Consider the following 17,517-nt stretch of genomic DNA (forward strand, 5'->3'; position numbering starts at 1 on the left):
CGCAAGAGTTGTTGGTGCCCCCACACGGACTCGAACCGCGGACCCACTGATTACAAATCAGTTGCTCTACCAGCTGAGCTATAGGGGCGACGGGGCCGATTTACGCGTTGGGGGCTGTCGGCGCAAGCGTGTTTTTGCTGCCCTAGCGGCTTGCCCGCGCCAGCAGCAGCACCGCCGCCAGTCCCACGCCGATCACCAGGATCGCGGCCGGGGCGGCGTCGCCGAGGTTTTCGAGCGAGGCCTGCTCGTAGACGCGCGTGGCCAGAGTGTTGTAGTTGAAGGGGCGCAGCAGCAGCGTGGCGGGCAGCTCCTTCACGCAGTCCACGAAGACGAGCAGGAGCGCGGCCCCGACGGAGCTGCGCATCAGCGGCGCGTAGACCTCGCGCAGCGCGCCCCCGGCCGTGCGCCCCAGCGAGCGCGCCGCCAGCGGCAGGTTGGGCGCCACCCGCCCCATCGCGCCGTCCACCGCGCCCTGCGCGATGGCGAAGAAGCGCACGAAATAGGCGAAGACCACCGCGAAGGCCGTCCCGGTCAGCAGGAGCCCCGGATCATGGCCCGTCAGGGCGAGGATGCCGTCGGCGAGCCGGTTGTCGAGCTGCGCCAGCGGGATCAGGATCCCGACGCCCAGCACCGCCCCCGGCGCGGCATATCCGATGGTGGTGACGGGCAGCAGCAGCCGCGGCAGCCGCGCGCCGCTGAGGCGCACGCCATAGACCATGAACACCGCCGCAAGGACGGTTGCCGCCGCCGCGGTGCCGCCCACGAAGAGCGTGTTCAGCAGGGCCTCGATCAGCCCCGGATCCGCCCAGCGCTCGGCGTTGGCGATGGCGTGATCGAGGATCACCGCCGCGGGGAAGACGAAACCGAAGAGGAACGGCAGCGCGCAGAACACCGTTGCCGCCCAGCCGCGCCAGCCCGTGAGGGGCGCGGGCTGAACGGGGCGCTGGCCCCGGCTGGTGGTATAGTAGCGGCTGCGGCGCCGGCCCGCCTTCTCCAGCGTCACCAGCAGCATGACCAGCAGCAGCACGACGCCCGCCAATTGGGCCGCGCCCCCGGCATTGTTGGATTCGAGCCAGACGGAAAAGATGCCGGTGGTGAGCGTCTGGACCGCGAAGTAGTCCATCGTCCCGAAATCGGCCACCGTCTCCATCATCGCGATGGCCGCACCGGCGGCGATGGCGGGGCGCGCCATCGGCAGCCCCAGCTTGAAGAACCGCCGCCAGGGCCCGGCGCCCAGCGCGCGGGCCACCTCGTAGGAACTGCCCGACTGCTCCCGGAAGGCGGCGCGCGACAGCAGGTACACGTAGGGCGCAAGCGCCGCCGAGAGCACGAGGATGGCGAAGCCTTCCGAACGCACCTCGGGGAACCAGTAGTCCCGTGCCGTCTGCCAACCGAACAGCCCGCGCAGCGCCGTCTGCAGCGGGCCGGCGTATTCGAGGAAATCCACCAGCGCATAGGCGCCCACATAGGCCGGGATCGCCAGCGGCAGCAGGAGCAGCCACTCCAGGTAGCGCGCGGCCGGGAAGCGATACATCGTCAGCAGCCAGGCGCAGGACGCGCCCACCACCGCCGTGATCGCGCCGACCGAAACGGCCATCACGAATGTCGTCTTGAGATAGCGCGGCAGGGTGGTGGCCATCATGTGCGGCCAGATGTTCTCGCTCGGGTTGAAGGCGATCCAGACCACCGCGAGGATCGGCGCGAGCACCAGCGCCGCCACGATCACCGCCCCCACGGACCAGGGGCTCACGCGGCGCCTGCGCGCGCCGGGGGCTGTCGGGAGGGCTGAGGAGTCGGTCATGTCTGCGGCCTATCGGAAACCGGTTTAAGTGTCCAGATTTCCGCGTATATACTGGGGCGAACCAGGAAAGAAGAAGCGGACGCAGACGCCCATGCAGGTAGCCATACACCTCGGCGCTCACTCCACGGACGGTGATCGCCTGATCAAGGGAATGCTGAAGAACCGGGATATTCTCGGCGAACAGGGCATCGTGGCCCCTGCCCCCACCCGCTACCGCTCCCTGATCCGCGAAACGATGCAGGCGCTCAACAACGCCCGCCCCACAGAGGACGCTCAGCAGGCGCTGTTCGACGATCTGGTGGAGGACGAAGGCGCCACGCGGCTGCTGCTGTCGAACGAGCATTTCATCTGCGTCCAGCAGAAGGTGCTGGAGCATGGCACGCTCTATGCCCGCGCCGGCGAGAAGATCGCGGGGCTGACGAACCTCTTCTACGGGCACGAGGTCGAGTTCTTCCTCGCCATCGCCAACCCGGCCACCTTCCTGCCCACGATCGCCGCGCGCGTGAAGAACAAGAGCTTCGCCCAGTGGTATGGCATGACGGATGCCACCGCGCTGCGCTGGTCCGACGTGATCGCCCGGATCCGGGCCGCCAACCCCTCCGCCCCGCTCACCGTCTGGTGCAACGAGGACACCCCGCTGATCTGGCCGCAGGTCATGCGCGAATTCGCCGGCGTGGATCACGGCGTCGAATTCGTCGGGCGCTACGAGGTGCTGGCCCAGATCATGAAGAAGGAGGGCATGAAGCGCTTCAAGGAGTATATCGAGGCCCATCCGCCGGTGACGGAAGTCCACCTGCGCCGGGTGATGGCGGCTTTCCTCGACAAATACGCCATAGAGGACGCGATCGAGGTGGAACTCGACCTGCCCGGCTGGACGGAAGACTACGTGGACCACCTCTCCGATCTCTACGAGGAAGACGTGGAACTGATCGCACGCATGCCCGGCGTGACCTTCATCGCACCGTGATGTTCAGGGCAGCGCCGTGTGCACCACGAGCCTGAAGCCTTCCTCGGGCTTCGGCGGAGCGTAGTGTTTCGTGAACCGGCGGAACTGGGCCTCGGTGGCCGCGAAGGGATGCGCACCGCCGGCGTTGCGGGCCTTGAGCCGGGCGAGGCAGAGATCGTCCGGCGCCTCGATCACATGCATCCGGTGCGCGGCGCCGGAATCTTCGAGCAGGCGGGCCATCCAGGCGCGCTGCTCCTCGGTATTTGCGGGGAAATCCATCACCACCGATACGCCGGCCCGCAGCAGGCCGACCACGTGGGGCCCGATGGCTCCGCGCAGCAAGGCCGCGCAGCGCAGGTAGTCGGCCCCCGTCCGCATCTGCTCGGAAAACAGGGCGGCGAGCCATTCGTCTTCCGACAGTCGCACCGTCGCGGGGGCCTCGGCGAGATGGCGGGCCAGCGTGGATTTGCCGGAGGCGATCTTGCCGCAGATCAGGTGCAGCACGGGGGGTGTCCGGGGTTCGGGCGCGGAAGCGGTTGCCATGCGGTGGCCTTTCGGTTGCGCGCCCGGCCCGTTCGCGGCCGGCCCCGAAGGCTCAGCCCATGCCGAGTGCCTGCTTGTACATATCCAGCACCGCCTCTTCCTCGGCGATGTCGTGGGGTTCGCGCTTGCGCAGGGCGATGACCTTGCGCATCACCTTGGTATCGTAGCCGCGCCCCTTGGCTTCGGCCATGACTTCCTTCTGCTGGTCGGCGATGTCCTTTTTCTCGGCTTCGAGGCGCTCGTAGCGCTCGATGAACTGGCGCAGCTCGTCGGCGGCCACGCGGTAGGTTGCATCCACCTGGGTGTCTTCCATGTCCATGCCCTGCTCTCTTTCGTTCTTGAGTGGCGGTCTCGGTCCGGCCCTTGCTAGCTTGGCCCGCCGCCCCCTGCAAGGGGTTGCCTGCCGGCAGCGCATGCGCTAGGCGCTGCCCCCGTTGGCCTTTGGGAAAGGATACGGCATGGCGATCATGGTCTGGATCGGCGCAGCGTTCTCTGTGCTCGGGCTCGTTGGGCTCTTCTACTGCATCTACGTGGCCGCCAGGGCCAAGCGCGAAGGCCTCAAGGGCGAAGACATGCAGATGCGGCTCAAGGGGCTCGTGGCGCTGAACATGGGGGCGCTCTTTCTCTCCGTGATCGGGCTGATGCTCGTGGCGCTGGGTGTCTTCTTCGCCTGAACACGCTGCGCTGCCGCGTAAGCGCGGGGTTCAAAAAACCGCCGCGGCGCATAATGATAACGCAAACATTCCGAATTTTCGGTGGCCACAGCTCCCGGGGCCAAAAGGGGGCGCGGCCGCACCTGCACGAGGGACCAGACGCATGAGCACTTCCGAAATCGGCCTGATCGGCCTGGGCACCATGGGCGCGATGCTGGCGATGAACATCGCCGAGAAGGGCTTCGCGATCTCGGTCTTCAACCGCACCACCTCCAAGACCGATGATTTCATGGCGCTGGCCGCCCGCGAGCCCGGCGATCTTGCCAGCCGGCTGACGCCGACGAAGGCCCTGGAAGAGCTCGTCGCCTCCATCGCCAAGCCGCGCGCCATCATCCTGATGGTGCCCGCCGGCGCCGCGGTGGACGAGCAGATCGCCGCCCTGCGCCCGCTGCTGGACGCCGACGACCTGATCATCGACGCCGGCAACGCCAACTTCCACGATACCAACCGCCGCGCCGCCGAGGCCGATGCGGCCGGCGTGCCCTACCTCGGGATCGGCGTTTCCGGCGGTGAGGAAGGCGCGCGCCACGGGCCGTCGATCATGGGCGGCGGCAAGAAGGCCTGCTGGGATCGGGTGAGCCACATCCTCGAAGCCATCTCGGCGAAATACGAAGGCCAGCCCTGCGCCACATGGATGGGCGAAGGCGGGGCCGGGCATTTCGTGAAGACCGTGCACAACGGCATCGAATACGCCGACATGCAGCTGATCGCGGAAGGCTACGGCCTGCTGCGCGACGGGCTGGGCATGGGCGCGGCGGAGTGCGGCAAGGTCTTCGAGGCTTGGAACGAGGGCACGCTGCAATCCTACCTGGTGGAGATCTCCGGCAAGGTGAGCCAGGCCATCGACCCGGCCACCGGCAAGCCGGTTCTGGACATCATCCTCGATCGGGCCGGCCAGAAGGGCACCGGCCGCTGGACGGTGATCGAGAGCCAGCAGGTCGGCGCGCCGGTGCCGGTGATCGAAGCCGCCGTGGCCGCGCGCAACATGTCGGCGGCGGTGGATACCCGCAAGGCCGGCCAGGATCTCTTCGGCGCCGCGCCGCAGGCGCTGCCCGAGGGCGCCGTCACCATCGAGGATCTGGAGGCCGCGCTGATCGCCGGCAAGATCATGTGCTACGCCCAAGGCTTCGCGCTGCTGGATACGGCCGGCGCGACCTACGGCTGGAGCCTGCCGATGCCCGCCATCGCCGAGGTCTGGCGCGAAGGCTGCATCATCCGCTCCTCCATGCTCAACGACATGGCCTCCGCCCTGCGCGAAGATCCCGCGCGCAACCTGATGTTCGCGCCCTACTTCGCTGATTTCATGAAGAAAACCCACGGCGCCCTGCGCAAGGTCGTGGGCGCTTCGGTGGCCCATGGCATCCCGGTTCCGGCCATGAGCGCCGCGCTCGGCTATTTCGACACCATGCGCACCGCGCGCGGCACCGCCAACATGGTGCAGGCCCAGCGCGATTTCTTCGGCGCCCATTCCTTCGAACGACTGGACGCGGAGGGCGCCCATCACGGCCCCTGGGGCAGTCACGCCTGAAAAGGCGCTTGAAGACCGCCCCGTAACTCCTTGAAAAACGTGGATTGCGCCGCCGGTGGCGGCGGCGCGGCTCAGGCGTTTTCCCGCTCCACCCCCGCAAGCGGCTCGCCGTTGAGGATGCATTTCTCGATCAAGGGCGAGATCGCCCAGACGGCGGCCCCTCTGCGCTCCGCGCGCGCCTTCAGCCGCTTGCGAAGGCCGAGCAGCCCCGCCTGATCCGCCTGGAACATCGGCCCGCCGCGCCAGCGCGGAAACCCGAAGGCATGGATGGCCACCGCGTCCACGTGGGCCGCCGCTTCGGCCACGCCCTCCTCCACGGCCCGCGCCCCGGCATTGGCCAGCGCGGCCAGCACAAGCGCCACCATCTCCTCATCGCCCAGCTCTTCGCCTTCGCCCTGCACGGCGCCCCGCGCCAAAACCGCGTAGCCCGTGGGCGACAGCCCCCAGGCGTGCAGCGCCCCGAGCAACCGGTCCGGCGCGCAGCCCCCCGCCACGAGATCACCGGCCGCCTCGGTGAGCGCCCGGTGCAGGCGGACGACCAGCCCGCTGCCGTCAACGAAGACGGGCAGCCGCGCCAGACGCGCCACCAGCGCCGCGACCGACTGCAACACCCCCGGCGCGCATCCCGGAGCGGGCGTGATCTCGACGAGTTCCCCGGTTTCCAGCGGGAGCGAGAATTGCAGGGCGCAGGCGGCGGCACCGGCGGGAAGCCAGGCCGTGGCGGCGCGAAGCTGCGCGGGATCGGAGAGCGCAAGGATCGCCCCCTCGCCCAGCCCGGCATGCAGCGCCTTCAGAAGCGCCGTCACCTCGTCCACGCCGTATCCCTCCGGCACGAGCGCCAGCCCGGCGGCCCCGAGATCGCCCACGCCGAGAGACACATGCAGGTTGTGCAGGCAGAGGGCACGGGTCTCGGCATCGATCGCGCCGGCCTTGAGCAGCCGTTCGAGCAGATCGCCGGTGGCCGTCAGGGCCTCCTCCAGCGGGGCCTGACGCTCCTCGAAGAGCACCACCTCGATCCCCGCGATCAGGATGGCGAAGGCCAGCGCCGGCACCTCGCGCCCCCCGGCGGCGATGGCCACGCGCCCGATCCGCGTGGCCGTGGGCTGCGCGCCCTCTTCACCGCGAAACGCGCGCGGAAGCTGCGCGGCTCGGCGCTCGGCCTGCAGGGCATGGCGCAGCGCGCGGGCGGCTTCGGTCCGGGCGGCATCCTGAAGCGCGGTGAGTTCGCGCGCGCAGCCCGCCTCGAACGGCAGAAGCTGCGCGCTTTCCACGCAATCCGCGATGGCGGCGGCCGAGGGGCGGCGCGGGGTAGCCGCCGCCGCCCGCGCCCGCCTGAGCGCGGCCTGGAACCCGACGCCATCGGCAAGCCCATCGCGCCGCGCGCGCGTCGGGCGCGGCGCCACCTCGCCGAGATCGGCCAGCGCCGCGAGCGCCGCATCGCGGGTGACATCGGCCAGCAGCCCATCCACGACGCCGGCCGCCACCAGATCCTCGGCCGACATGGCCGCGCCCGTCTGCAACAGCGACAGCGCCACCTCGGCCCCGGCCAGCCGCGGCAGGCGCTGGGTCACGCCGCCGGCGGGGACGAGCCCGAGCCGGGCGGCCGGGAAATCCATCTGCGTATCCGGGGTGGCCAGGCGGTAGTGGCAGGCGAGCGCCAGCGCGCCGGTGCCGGCCCGCACCCGGCCCGACAGCCGCGCGATGACCGGTTTGGCGCAGGCCTCGACCCTGTCGCACAGCTGCCCCAGGTCTTCCGCCACGGCGGGATCGGTTTCCAGCAGATCCGCCAGCGAGCCGCCGCGGCCCTGCCCGAGCTCGATCAGGATCCTCCGGACCGCGCCATTGCGCTCCGCCGCTTCGATCTGCGCGGCCAGATCCCCCAGCGTCGGCCCGCAGAAACGGCTCTGCAGCCGCACCGGCGGCGTGATGATCGCAAGATCCCCTTCGTGCTGCGTGACGACACGGCTCGACATGGCTGCTCCCTCTTTCTCGGCGCAGCACCTGCGGGGCGATCAGAGCGGGCTGAGGCCCCCGTGCCGCGGGGCCCTGCCGGCGGAAGCCGGTCGGGCCTTCCTTGTTGCCGTTCTCATAACGGATGCATTTTCGGGAATGAGTATGTTCGCTGCCGCCTTGCAAAGCAAGCGAGCCGGCAGCGGGGCCGCGGCAGGGTCGCGCCGGGGCGCGGACGGCGGCGCGCGCCGCTCAGACGGGCATGTTGTCGAACGGATCCTCGCCCTCTTCGAGGTCACGCTCAAGCGCCTCTTCGAGCTTCACCAGATCGTCCGGCAGGGGCATGCCGAGGCCCTTCATCTCCGAGAGCTTCTCCCGCAGTTCCTCCTGCAGAACGTGCGAGTCTTCCGGCGCCTTCTCGATTTCGTCGAGCAGCATCAGGATGGCTGCCTTGAGTTGTTCGAATGCCATGTCGTTTCTCCCTTGGGTTCGGCCTCAACCGGCCTTGGCCGCGCAGCCGGCGCAGAGCGGGGTGGTGGGCAGAAGATCCAGCCGTTGCGGCGCGATCTCGGCGCCGCATTGCACGCAGTAGCCGTATTCTCCCTCATCGATGCGCTTGAGGGCAATCTCCAATTGGCGCAGCTCGGTCTGGCCGCTCACCCCGATGCCTTCCAGCACCTCGTCCCCCTCGCGCTCGGTGGCCAGTTCCTCCCAATCCCGCGCCTGGTGGGAATCCAGTTCGGTTTCGATGGCCCGCAGACGCTCCTGCAGTTCGGCCTTCCGTTTCAGCAGCTGGGCGCGACGTTCCTCAAGGTTGATCATGCCATCCTCCTTTTTCTTTCATTTGCGAGGCTTTGCGGGCCGCGCGCATTGATGCAGGTCAAGCATGGCGCGGAAAGCCTGCGGGAGTGCTTGACACATATTATTTTTTGCATATGTGTTGTCAGCAACGGATACGCACGAAAAGGACAACCCATGCCCATCGAATGGATATACGGGCTGATCGGCGGCGCGCTGATCGGCATCGCGGGCGCCATCTTCCTGCTGCTCAACGGCCGGATCATGGGCGCCAGCGGCATTCTCGGCAGCCTCGCCGACGGAACCGCCGGCCGGCAGGCCGGCGAGAACATCGCCTTCATCGCCGGCCTCATCGCCGTTCCCGGCGCGCTGGCGCTGCTCCTCGGCCCGGTGGAAACGAACATCACCCCGCAACTCTGGGTGCTGATCACGGCCGGCCTGCTCGTCGGCATCGGCACCCGGCTGGCCAACGGCTGCACCTCGGGCCACGGCGTCTGCGGCATCTCGCGGCTCAGCCTGCGCGGCATCATGGCCACCGTCTTCTACATTCTCGCCGGCGGCGTGACCGTCGTGCTCTTCAAACACATCCTGGGAGTGATCTGATGCGCAGGCTCGTCTCTTTCATCGCCGGGTCGCTCTTCGGCACCGGCCTGCTGATCTCGGGCATGGTGGACACCGCCAAGGTGCAGGGCTGGCTCGACGTCTTCGGCAACTGGGACCCCACGCTGGCCTTCGTCATGGGCGGCGCGATCATCCCCATGGCCATCGCCTGGGCCTTCACGCGGGGGCGCAAGCCGGCCTTCGGTGAAGCCTTCCCCGCCCCGCCGGAGCCGAAGCTCGGCCGCAACCTCGTGATCGGCTCCACGCTCTTCGGCATGGGCTGGGGGCTTGCCGGGCTCTGCCCCGGCCCGGCCATGGCCTCGCTCACCTTCAACGGTCTGTCGGGGCTGGTTTTCCTCGTGGCGATGGCCGCCGGCATGTGGGCCGCACCGCCGCTGAAAACGAAACTGGAAGCCGCGCCCCAAGCGTGATAGGCGATCGACATGGACATTCGTGAAATCAGCCCGAACTACTCGGTCACCCCGCAAATCGAGCCCGCCGACCTGCCGGCCATCAAGGCCGCCGGTTTCACCACGGTGATCTGCAACCGCCCCGACGCCGAAGTGCCCATCGAGCTTCAGGCCGAGGCGATCCGCATCGCCACCGAGGCCGCCGGGCTGAAATTCGTGCTCAACCCGCTGAGCCACGGCAACCTGACGATGGACATCATCGAAACCCAGGGGCGGGCGCTGGCCGAAAGCGAAGGCAAGGTGCTGGGCTACTGCGCCTCCGGCAACCGCTGCACCATCCTGTGGTCCTTCGCGATGGCCGGGAAGCTGCCGACCGACGAGATCATCGCCGCCGGCACCCGCGCGGGCTACCAGACCGAGGGCCTGCGCCCCCAGATCGAGCAGCTCGCCGCGCAGGGCTAAGCTCACCTGTTCGCAGGGTCAGCCCACGGTATCCTGAGCACGCGCCTGATTGGCAAGATGTGCTCAGGCTACGGCCCAACCTTTTCGGTGGATGATCCGAACAGCGCCCTTCATGAAAAACGCGCAACGGGAACCGTTGCGCCACGCCGTCCCGCCCCCTTACGGGGCGGCGCTCGACCTCCATCATGTTCGCAAAGGCCACGTTCCCCGGATCACGTGATTACTGCGCCGCGGCCGCCTTGGGCCGCGCCAGCGGCAGCGTCACCCGGAAGGCGGCGCCGCCCTGCCCCGGCAGATAGATGATCTCCCCGCCGAGGTTGGCCATGATCTCGCGGCAGATGGCGAGGCCCAGCCCGGCCCCGCCGGCGGCGGCCTGATCCGACAGGCGCGAGAACTTCTCGAAGATCAGCGTCTGGCTTTTCTCCGGAATGCCGGAGCCATTGTCGGCGAAGACGATATCCACCCGCGGCCCGCGCTGGCGCACCTGGATGCGCAGTTCCGGATCCTCCGCATCGCAGTATTTCTGCGCGTTGGATATCAGGTTGATGAAGACCTGGCTCAGGCGGTCGGTGTCGGTGTAGATCAGCAGATCCTCGGCATGTTCATCGCGGATGATGCGCATGGGCCGTTCCTGGCGGGCGGCATGGGTGGCGGCCAGCGCGTGATCGAGCAGTTCGTTGAGGTTGCCGGCCTGCTCGTTCAGGATCACCTGCCCGTTCTCCAGCACGCTCAGATCCAGCAGATCATCGAGCAGCCGCGTCAGGCGCACGGCTTCATCGTGGATGATGCCGGCGAATTTCTCCACGTCCTCCTCCGGCACCGGGCCGCCGTCGCGCAGGATCTCCGAGAAGGCCCGGATCGACGTCATCGGCGTGCGCAGCTCGTGGCTGATCTGGCTCAGGAAGGCATCCTTCTGGATCGAAAGCTCGGTGAGCTTCTCGTTGGCCTCCTGCAACTGACGCGCGGTGCGCCCCAGTTCGGCGGACTGCGCCTCCAGCCGGCTGGAATACTCCATGATCTGCGCCGCCTCGTCGGCCACGGCCATCAGGTCCTCCACCGAGACGCTGGCCCCGCCGACGATCTGCGCGATCATCGCATGCGCCGTGGCCGCGCCCACCGAGCCGGAAAGCTCCCGTTCCAGCATCTCGAGAAAGTCCGGCGAAGGGTCCGGCAGGTAGCCGCTCTTGCCCTGCCCCGTCGCCGCGCGCTGGAAGAGCGCCTGGGCCTGGTCCGCACCGAGGATGCGCTGCGCCATCACCAGGAGATCCTCGGCCTCGGCCATGCCGCCCCGCCAGCCGCGCGCAGAGGCGCCGAACTCGTAGACGTTGACGAACTGCGCCCCCTGCAGACGCTCCAGCGGGCCGGGGAAGCTGAACAGCGAACCGAGGCAGAAGGCCAGCGTGTTCAGCACCATGCTCCACATCACCGCGTGCACCACCGGGTCCATCCCCTCGATGCCGAACAGCGCCTGCGGCCGCAGCCAGCCGATCCCGAACAGCCCGTGCTCCAGCACCGCTTCCGTCAGCAGGAAGCTGCCGCCGAAGGAGGGCAGGAACAGGGTGTAGCCCCAGACGGCGAAGCCGGTCAGAAGCCCCGCCGCCGCACCGATCCGAGTGGCGCCGCGCCAGAAGATGCCGCCGATCATCGCCGGCAGCACCTGCGCCACGCCGGCGAAGGAGATCAGCCCGATCGCGGCCAGCGCCGTGCCGCCACCCGAAATCCGGTAGTAGGCATAGCCCAGCAGCAGCACCGCCGCGATCGAGCAGCGCCGCGCGATCAGCACCACCTGCCGCACGTCGCCGGAGACCGTGGCCCCCTTGGTGGCGAAGGAGAGCCACAGCGGCATGACGATGTGGTTGGAAACCATCGTGGAGAGCGCGATGGCCGCCACGATCACCATCGACGTCGCCGAGGAGAAGCCCCCGAGGAAGGAGAGCATCGCCAGCCCGTCCTGATCGGTGGCCAGCGGGATGGTGAGCACGAAAAGATCCGGATTCGCGCCCGCCGGCATCATCCCGAGCCCCACCACGGCGATGGGCACCACGAAGAGCGACATCAGGAACAGGTAGAGCGGGAAGGCCCAGCTCGCGGTGGCCACGTGGCGCTCGTCGGCGTTCTCCACCACCATGACCTGGAACATGCGCGGCAGGCACAGGAAGGCCACCGCCGACAGGAAGGTGAGCGAGACCCAGCGGCTGGCGTCGGGCTGCCAGTCGGCGATGGGGGAGGCGTCGATGCGGGCGAGGATGTCGGCCGGGCCGCTGGCCACGCCCCAGACGACGAAGACCCCGAGCCCGACGAGAGCGACGAGCTTCACCACCGCCTCCACCGCGATGGCCGAGACCACCCCGTGGTGGCGCTCGTTGGCATCGAGGTTGCGGGTGCCGAAGAGCACGGTGAACAGCGCCAGCCCGGCGGCGATCCAGAGCGCGGTGGCGTTGAGATCCACCGGCTGCCACGCCGAAGCCTGCCGGCCCGAGGCCCGCCAGTCCCCCGCGAAGACGGCGAAGGACAGGGTAACCGATTGAAGTTGCAGCGCGATGTAGGGAGTGGTGCCGACCACGGCGAGCACCGTCACGATCACGCCCAGCAGGTTGGATTTGCCGTAGCGCGAGGAGATCAGATCGGCGATCGAGGTGATGCGCTGCGTCTTGCCGATGCGCACCAGCTTGCGCACGATCCACCACCAGCCCACCATCACCAGCGTCGGGCCGAGGTAGATCACGAGGAATTCGAGCCCGGAGCGCGCCGCGTAGCCCACCGCGCCGTAGAAGGTCCAGGCGGTGCAGTAGATCGAGAGCGACAGCGTGTAGACGATGGGCGAGCGCAGCCAGCCGATCTTGCCGGCCTGTGCGCGGCGCTCGGCGAAGAAGGCCACAAGGAACAGCGCCGCAACATAGGCGAGGCAGACGCCGACGAGCAGGTTGAAGGACATCTAGCCCCCTCCGCCGGCGTCGCCGTCGCTCTCGTCCTTTCGCAGGACGGAGCGCAGACGGCGGCTCAGGTAGGCGGCGCAGAGGATCAGCACGATCCAGACGGAAAAGAGGTAGACGATGCCGCGCGAGGTGCCGCGCTCCGCCGTCACGGTCTCCGACCAGAAGAGCGGCAGCAGCAGGGCGAGGATCCCGAAGAGCGGCAGCAGGCGGGCGGCATCCATCGTGCGGCGCTGGCGGTAGGTTTCGCGCGCGACGAAGACGGATTTCTGCGGTTCTTTCACGGGGGGCCCGGCGTCAGGTATCGGCGCCGACGAGCTGGCGCAGGTTCTCGAGCACTTCGGCGTTGGAGAAGGGTTTCGTCATGAACTGGCTGGCGCCGTAGCGCTCCGCCATCTCGCGGTCCTTGGTCTGGCCGCGCGCGGTGAGCATCAGGATCGGCAGCGCCCGCGTATCCTCGGCCTCGCGCAGCTCCTTCAGGATGTCATACCCCGACTTGTTGGGCAGCATCACGTCCAGCACCAGCACGTCGGGCAAGGTGCGCTTCACCACTTCCACGGCATCTTCGCCGTTGGAATGGGTATCCACGCGCCATCCGTCGCGGCTGAGAATGAAGCGGATTGCCTCGATGATGTTGGGCTCGTCCTCGATGACGAGTATGTGTTTGCCCATCTGTCACTCCCCCTGACAAAATGGCGCCTCCGTCCGTGCAGGCCACTATTGCCGCTCGCCGCCCCGGTGTCAAAACCCTTCGGCGTCAAAAGCCTGCGGCTTCAACTGCCTTCGGCCAGGATCGAGGGCTCGCGGCGCGCCGCGCAGCGGCGCCTGGCGCAGATCCGGCAGGATGCGCCCACCGGCAGCGGATCGCCCGCGGGCAGCGGCGCGCGGCTCTCCGGCACCAGCAGCATGGTGGCCTCGAAGACCTGCGGGCTGTCGAACCCCGCCTGGTAGGCCGGCTGCGAAATGGCAAAGGCGAGAAACCGGCGCGGGTTGCGCCCCGTCGTCCGGATCGCGCTGCGGATCGGCGCCATCGGCCGCGACAGCGCCTGGTAGAGCGGCCAGAGCGGACAGGCGGCCCCGAAGCGCGGCAGCGGGAAACCCTCGGGCGGCTTGCGGAAGGAGAGCGTGCCGGAGGAATCGCAGACGACGAGCCCGAGCCGCTCCTCCCCCTCGCCGGCGGGCAGGACGGAAAGCCGCCGCATCACCGCCGCCATGTCCACGCCGAAGCCCTGCGCCAGCGCCGCCGGGTCCAGCCCGTGTTCGCCCACCGCATCCCGAAGCGCGTCCATGGGCATCCGGCGCGCATCCTGCATGTAGCGCGCAAGGTAGTAGCCCGCGACGGTGCGCGCATGGGAAGAGGTCAGCTCGCCGGCGCCCGCGATGAGCGCCTCGGCGGTGGTTTCGCCGGCTTCCAGTTCCGGCAGGTGGTAGCCCCGGCTCTCCATCCAGCTTTCCAGCTCCTCTTCCGGCGAGGCCAGCGTGGTTTCCGCATCGCCCGAGGAATCGAGGTAGGTCACCAGCGCCTGCGAGCTTTCGGCCAGGCGCAGGGAGTCGTCGTGGATGTTTCGGTGGAACCTTTCGCGCCACTCGGGCTCGATGTCCTTGGTGTCGTTCAGGATGGTCGCGGTGGAGCGGATCGCCGTCACCGCCGAAAGCACCTCGTGCAGGGATTCCGACAGGAAGGGATCGTGGGTCAGGCGGTCGGTGAGCGTGGCCACGGTGCGCTCCAGCGCGGCGATGTGGCGATGCTGCCAGGCGATCAGCCCGGCCCAGCCCGGAAACCGGCCGGCGAACTCCTCGATGCGGGGCAGTTCGGGCGCGGCTTCCGTCTGGCCCATGGCGGCATCTCGCAAAGACGCCAGAAGCGCCGCCTCGGCGCCTTCGGTCAGGGCGGAGGCGTCCACCTCCAGCTCGCGGGCCAGATCGACGAGGAGTTTTCCGCCGATTCTGCGCTTGTTGTGTTCGATCAGGTTGAGATAGGAGGGCGACACCCCCACCTTGCGGGCGAGATCGGCCTGCTTCAGGCCCAGCACGGCGCGCCTTTCGCGGATCCTGTTGCCCGTCAGGGCCGGTTTGGCCATGGAATTCCCTCCGAGTTTCCAACCACTTTCTGCACCTGCGTGTAAATTGATTTACAAATGCTGCGGCGCCATTGTCAGGTATTTTACAAATTATTTGTTACTTTCAAAGCAGTTGTTGCGAAATTTTCGACACACCCCCGATAATGAATGTGTCTTGTAAAAGACCCGTGGCCCTGTGCGGAGGAGGTATGGAGGCCGACGGATAACATCATAGGGAGGAACTTGATGTCCAAATCCAACCTCACACGCCGTGGCGTGCTGAAGACCGGCGCAGTGGCCGGGACGAGCCTTGCCGTCCCCACCATCTTCACGGCGCAGTCCGTGGCGGCCTACACCAACGAGCCCACCGGCGGCACCGTGACCCTCGGCTTCAACGTGCCCCAGACGGGCCCCTACGCCGATGAAGGCAACGACGAACTGCTGGCGCAGCAGCTGGCCGTCGAGCACCTGAACGGCGAAGGCGACGGCGGCTGCCTGAACACCTTCACCTCGAAGGCGCTCAAGGGCAACGGCATCCTCGGCAAGAAGGTCCAGTTCGTGACCGGCGACACGCAGACGAAGTCTGACGCCGCACGCGCTTCCGCCAAGTCGATGATCGAGAAAGACGGCGCCATCATGATCAACGGCGGCTCGTCCTCGGGCGTGGCCGTGGCCGTGCAGGGCCTCTGCCAGGACGCGGGCGTGATCTTCATGGCCGGCCTGACCCACGCCAACGACACCACCGGCAAGGACCGCAAGGCCAACGGCTTCCGCCACTTCTTCAACGCCTACATGTCCGGCGCGGCCCTCGCTCCGGTGCTGGCCAAGGAGATGGGCAACGATCGCCGCGCCTACCACCTGACCGCCGACTACAACTGGGGCTGGACCCAGGAGGAATCGATCGTGGCCTCCACCGAGGCCCTGGGCTGGGAAACCGTGAACACGGTGAAAACCCCGCTCGCCTCGACCGATTTCTCCTCCTACATCGCCCCGGTGCTGAACTCCGGCGCCGACGTGCTGGTTCTGAACCACTACGGCGGCAACATGGTGAACTCGCTCACCAACGCCATCCAGTTCGGCCTTCTTGACAAGGTCGCCAACGGCAAGGACTTCAAGATCGTCGTTCCGCTCTACTCCGAGCTGATGGCCGCCGGTGCCGGCGAGAACATCAAGGGCGTTCTCGGCTCCATGAACTACAACTGGCAGCTGGAAAACGAGGGCTCCAAGGCCTTCGTGAAATCCTTCGGCGAGAAATACGGCAAGCCGCCGTCCAACTCCGCCCAGACGTGCTACGCGCAGGTTCTGCTCTATGCCGATGCCTGTGAGCGCGCGGGCACCTTCAACCCCTGCGGCGTGGCCGAAGCCCTCGAAGGCTTCGAGTTCGACGGTCTCGGCAACGGCAAGACGCTGTATCGCGCCGAGGATCACCAGTGCTTCAAGGACGTGCTCGTCGTGCGCGGCGCGCAGAACCCGACGTCCGCCTACGACACGCTGGAGATCGTCGAGGTCACGCCGGTGGAGCAGGTGACCTACGCACCGAACCACCCGATGTTCGGCGGCGACGAAGCCACGCTCGGCGAATGCAACCCGGGCGCCTGATCTGAGGCACGCCCCCTCCCCGGCCGCTTTCGGCGGCCGGGGGGTTCACTGGCCCGGCCCGTGCCGCCCAAGCGTGCGGCCCAAGCTTGCACTGGCCCGGCTTGCGCCAGCCACTCACTGAACCTCCAGGTGGATCCGATGGACTCCTTCCTTCTTCAAATTCTCAACGGCCTCGACAAGGGCTCGGCCTACGCGCTGATCGCCCTCGGCCTGACCCTCATCTTCGGCACGCTCGGCGTGGTGAACTTCGCCCACGGGGCGCTGTTCATGATCGGCGCCTTCTGCGCGGTGACGCTCAACAAGCTGCTGACCCTCTCCTTCGAAACCGTCGATGAAACCAAGACGGATTTCCTCGGCAACCCGCTGAAGGTGGAGACGCCCTACGTGGAAGCCTGGTTCGGCCCCGAGTTCGGCGGCGCGCTGATCGACTGGTCGGTGCCGCTGGCGATCCTGCTGGCCATCCCGGTGATGGTGGGCATCGGCTTCGTGATGGAACGCGGGCTGATCAAGCACTTCTACAAGCGCCCGCACGCCGACCAGATCCTCGTGACCTTCGGCCTTGCCATCGTTCTCCAGGAGATCATCAAGTATTACTTCGGCGCCAACCCGATCCAGACCCCCGAACCGAGCGCCCTGCGCGGCAGCATCGACATCGGCACCATGATCGGCTTCGAGGCCAACCGGATCATCTATCCGATCTGGCGGCTGGTCTATTTCTTCTTCGCCATGGTCATCATCGCGGGCGTGTTCGGCTTCCTGCAGTTCACCACCTTCGGCATGGTCGTGCGCGCCGGCATGGCCGACCGCGAGACCGTGGGGCTGCTGGGCATCAACATCGACCGCCGCTTCACCATCATGTTCGGCATCGCCGCCGCCGTGGCCGGCCTTGCGGGCGTGATGTACGGGCCGCTGAACCCGCCGAACTACCACATGGGCATGGATTTCCTCGTGCTCTCCTTCGTGGTCGTCGTCGTGGGCGGCATGGGCTCGCTTCCCGGCGCTGTGCTGGCCGGCTTCATGCTCGGCATCCTCGAAAGCTTCGCCTCCACCACCTGGGCCACCACCACGATCCCCGGGATCAACCAGATCATCATCTACCTCGTCGCCATCATCGTGCTGCTGACCCGCCCGCGTGGTCTGATGGGCCGCAAAGGCGTGATGGAGGAATAAGCCA

Annotated in this window: 18 protein-coding genes and 1 tRNA gene; 8 read left to right on the forward strand and 11 right to left on the reverse strand. The window is 67.8% G+C overall.

Annotated features, from left to right (window positions below):
- Positions 1–12: 12 nt before the first annotated feature.
- Positions 13–88, reverse strand: a tRNA-Thr gene (locus tag PSA7680_RS01475).
- Positions 89–142: 54 nt separating this feature from the next.
- On the reverse strand, positions 143–1,801 hold the full coding sequence (locus tag PSA7680_RS01480; protein WP_085866894.1) for an ABC transporter permease: 1,659 nt from the start codon (positions 1,799–1,801) through the stop codon (positions 143–145).
- A 91-nt stretch (positions 1,802–1,892) separates the two neighbouring features.
- On the opposite strand from PSA7680_RS01480, the gene PSA7680_RS01485 reads away from it, so the two are divergent.
- Positions 1,893–2,768 carry a hypothetical protein gene (locus PSA7680_RS01485; protein ID WP_085866895.1) on the forward strand — a complete coding sequence of 292 codons (876 nt, stop codon included), beginning with the start codon at positions 1,893–1,895 and terminating at the stop codon, positions 2,766–2,768.
- Positions 2,769–2,771: 3 nt separating this feature from the next.
- On the opposite strand, the gene PSA7680_RS01490 is transcribed toward PSA7680_RS01485, so the two are convergent.
- Both PSA7680_RS01490 and PSA7680_RS01495 read right to left on the reverse strand, forming a co-directional pair.
- Positions 2,772–3,290 (reverse strand): P-loop nucleotide/nucleoside kinase family protein, encoded by a 519-nt coding sequence (locus PSA7680_RS01490; RefSeq protein ID WP_085866896.1) that lies wholly within the window; start codon positions 3,288–3,290, stop codon positions 2,772–2,774.
- 52 nt (positions 3,291–3,342) lie between these two features.
- Entirely contained in the window at positions 3,343–3,603 is a 261-nt protein-coding gene (locus PSA7680_RS01495) for a DUF2312 domain-containing protein (protein ID WP_085867126.1), read from the reverse strand.
- 145 nt (positions 3,604–3,748) lie between these two features.
- Between PSA7680_RS01495 and PSA7680_RS01500 the strand changes: the two genes are divergently transcribed.
- Both PSA7680_RS01500 and gnd read left to right on the forward strand, forming a co-directional pair.
- Entirely contained in the window at positions 3,749–3,964 is a 216-nt protein-coding gene (locus tag PSA7680_RS01500; RefSeq protein ID WP_085866897.1) for a hypothetical protein, read from the forward strand.
- A gap of 142 nt (positions 3,965–4,106) precedes the next feature.
- Positions 4,107–5,531 (forward strand): NADP-dependent phosphogluconate dehydrogenase, encoded by a 1,425-nt coding sequence (gnd, locus tag PSA7680_RS01505; protein ID WP_085866898.1) that lies wholly within the window; start codon positions 4,107–4,109, stop codon positions 5,529–5,531.
- A 71-nt stretch (positions 5,532–5,602) separates the two neighbouring features.
- On the opposite strand, the gene PSA7680_RS01510 is transcribed toward gnd, so the two are convergent.
- The 3 genes from PSA7680_RS01510 to PSA7680_RS01520 form a co-directional block, all read right to left on the reverse strand.
- Positions 5,603–7,504, reverse strand: coding sequence for an enoyl-CoA hydratase-related protein (locus PSA7680_RS01510; protein WP_085866899.1), 1,902 nt, complete (start codon positions 7,502–7,504; stop codon positions 5,603–5,605).
- A 229-nt stretch (positions 7,505–7,733) separates the two neighbouring features.
- A complete protein-coding gene (locus PSA7680_RS01515; RefSeq protein WP_085866900.1) occupies positions 7,734–7,952 on the reverse strand; it encodes a hypothetical protein in 219 nt (72 codons plus the stop codon).
- Positions 7,953–7,976: 24 nt separating this feature from the next.
- A complete protein-coding gene (locus tag PSA7680_RS01520; RefSeq protein ID WP_085866901.1) occupies positions 7,977–8,303 on the reverse strand; it encodes a TraR/DksA family transcriptional regulator in 327 nt (108 codons plus the stop codon).
- A gap of 153 nt (positions 8,304–8,456) precedes the next feature.
- Between PSA7680_RS01520 and PSA7680_RS01525 the strand changes: the two genes are divergently transcribed.
- From PSA7680_RS01525 to PSA7680_RS01535, 3 genes are read left to right on the forward strand one after another with little or no spacing between them, the layout of a single operon-like run.
- Positions 8,457–8,882, forward strand: a complete 426-nt coding sequence (locus PSA7680_RS01525) for a YeeE/YedE family protein (protein ID WP_085866902.1) — start codon at positions 8,457–8,459, stop codon at positions 8,880–8,882.
- The gene (locus tag PSA7680_RS01530) at positions 8,882–9,310 is read left to right on the forward strand and encodes a DUF6691 family protein (protein ID WP_085866903.1); all 429 of its coding nucleotides are present in this window, start codon (positions 8,882–8,884) and stop codon (positions 9,308–9,310) included. The genes PSA7680_RS01525 and PSA7680_RS01530 overlap by 1 nt, the downstream gene beginning before the upstream one ends.
- 12 nt (positions 9,311–9,322) lie before the next feature.
- Positions 9,323–9,751, forward strand: coding sequence for a protein tyrosine phosphatase family protein (locus tag PSA7680_RS01535; RefSeq protein WP_085866904.1), 429 nt, complete (start codon positions 9,323–9,325; stop codon positions 9,749–9,751).
- 220 nt (positions 9,752–9,971) lie between these two features.
- Here PSA7680_RS01535 and PSA7680_RS01540 read toward each other — a convergent pair whose 3' ends face one another.
- The 4 genes from PSA7680_RS01540 to PSA7680_RS01555 form a co-directional block, all read right to left on the reverse strand.
- Positions 9,972–12,686: an ATP-binding protein gene (locus PSA7680_RS01540; protein ID WP_085866905.1), complete on the reverse strand. Its 2,715-nt coding sequence runs from the start codon at positions 12,684–12,686 to the stop codon at positions 9,972–9,974.
- Complete coding sequence (locus PSA7680_RS01545) at positions 12,687–12,968, reverse strand: hypothetical protein (RefSeq protein WP_245824411.1); 282 nt, start codon at positions 12,966–12,968, stop codon at positions 12,687–12,689.
- 13 nt (positions 12,969–12,981) lie between these two features.
- Complete coding sequence (locus PSA7680_RS01550) at positions 12,982–13,356, reverse strand: response regulator transcription factor (protein WP_085866906.1); 375 nt, start codon at positions 13,354–13,356, stop codon at positions 12,982–12,984.
- 101 nt (positions 13,357–13,457) lie between these two features.
- Positions 13,458–14,765: a helix-turn-helix domain-containing protein gene (locus PSA7680_RS01555; RefSeq protein WP_085866907.1), complete on the reverse strand. Its 1,308-nt coding sequence runs from the start codon at positions 14,763–14,765 to the stop codon at positions 13,458–13,460.
- Positions 14,766–14,990: 225 nt separating this feature from the next.
- Here PSA7680_RS01555 and PSA7680_RS01560 point away from each other — a divergent pair, with 225 nt between their 5' ends.
- Together PSA7680_RS01560 and PSA7680_RS01565 are read left to right on the forward strand one after the other, a co-directional pair.
- Positions 14,991–16,343 (forward strand): substrate-binding protein, encoded by a 1,353-nt coding sequence (locus PSA7680_RS01560; protein ID WP_085866908.1) that lies wholly within the window; start codon positions 14,991–14,993, stop codon positions 16,341–16,343.
- 138 nt (positions 16,344–16,481) lie between these two features.
- Positions 16,482–17,513 carry a branched-chain amino acid ABC transporter permease gene (locus tag PSA7680_RS01565; RefSeq protein ID WP_085866909.1) on the forward strand — a complete coding sequence of 344 codons (1,032 nt, stop codon included), beginning with the start codon at positions 16,482–16,484 and terminating at the stop codon, positions 17,511–17,513.
- Positions 17,514–17,517: the final 4 nt, after the last annotated feature.

This window comes from Pseudoruegeria aquimaris (genome assembly GCF_900172235.1).
Classification (GTDB): Bacteria; Pseudomonadota; Alphaproteobacteria; order Rhodobacterales; family Rhodobacteraceae; genus Pseudoruegeria; species Pseudoruegeria aquimaris.

Excerpts from the sequence above, each read along its gene's own strand:
- PSA7680_RS01540 (WP_085866905.1), bottom strand. The coding sequence starts at position 12,686 with ATGTCCTTCAACCTGCTCGTCGGCGTCTGCCTCGCCTATGTTGCGGCG.
- PSA7680_RS01550 (WP_085866906.1), bottom strand. The coding sequence starts at position 13,356 with ATGGGCAAACACATACTCGTCATCGAGGACGAGCCCAACATCATCGAG.
- gnd (WP_085866898.1), top strand. The coding sequence starts at position 4,107 with ATGAGCACTTCCGAAATCGGCCTGATCGGCCTGGGCACCATGGGCGCG.
- PSA7680_RS01510 (WP_085866899.1), bottom strand. The coding sequence starts at position 7,504 with ATGTCGAGCCGTGTCGTCACGCAGCACGAAGGGGATCTTGCGATCATC.
- PSA7680_RS01485 (WP_085866895.1), top strand. The coding sequence starts at position 1,893 with ATGCAGGTAGCCATACACCTCGGCGCTCACTCCACGGACGGTGATCGC.
- PSA7680_RS01480 (WP_085866894.1), bottom strand. The coding sequence starts at position 1,801 with ATGACCGACTCCTCAGCCCTCCCGACAGCCCCCGGCGCGCGCAGGCGC.
- PSA7680_RS01500 (WP_085866897.1), top strand. The coding sequence starts at position 3,749 with ATGGCGATCATGGTCTGGATCGGCGCAGCGTTCTCTGTGCTCGGGCTC.
- PSA7680_RS01520 (WP_085866901.1), bottom strand. The coding sequence starts at position 8,303 with ATGATCAACCTTGAGGAACGTCGCGCCCAGCTGCTGAAACGGAAGGCC.
- PSA7680_RS01560 (WP_085866908.1), top strand. The coding sequence starts at position 14,991 with ATGTCCAAATCCAACCTCACACGCCGTGGCGTGCTGAAGACCGGCGCA.
- PSA7680_RS01555 (WP_085866907.1), bottom strand. The coding sequence starts at position 14,765 with ATGGCCAAACCGGCCCTGACGGGCAACAGGATCCGCGAAAGGCGCGCC.
- PSA7680_RS01490 (WP_085866896.1), bottom strand. The coding sequence starts at position 3,290 with ATGGCAACCGCTTCCGCGCCCGAACCCCGGACACCCCCCGTGCTGCAC.
- PSA7680_RS01515 (WP_085866900.1), bottom strand. The coding sequence starts at position 7,952 with ATGGCATTCGAACAACTCAAGGCAGCCATCCTGATGCTGCTCGACGAA.
- PSA7680_RS01525 (WP_085866902.1), top strand. The coding sequence starts at position 8,457 with ATGCCCATCGAATGGATATACGGGCTGATCGGCGGCGCGCTGATCGGC.
- PSA7680_RS01535 (WP_085866904.1), top strand. The coding sequence starts at position 9,323 with ATGGACATTCGTGAAATCAGCCCGAACTACTCGGTCACCCCGCAAATC.
- PSA7680_RS01530 (WP_085866903.1), top strand. The coding sequence starts at position 8,882 with ATGCGCAGGCTCGTCTCTTTCATCGCCGGGTCGCTCTTCGGCACCGGC.
- PSA7680_RS01565 (WP_085866909.1), top strand. The coding sequence starts at position 16,482 with ATGGACTCCTTCCTTCTTCAAATTCTCAACGGCCTCGACAAGGGCTCG.
- PSA7680_RS01495 (WP_085867126.1), bottom strand. The coding sequence starts at position 3,603 with ATGGAAGACACCCAGGTGGATGCAACCTACCGCGTGGCCGCCGACGAG.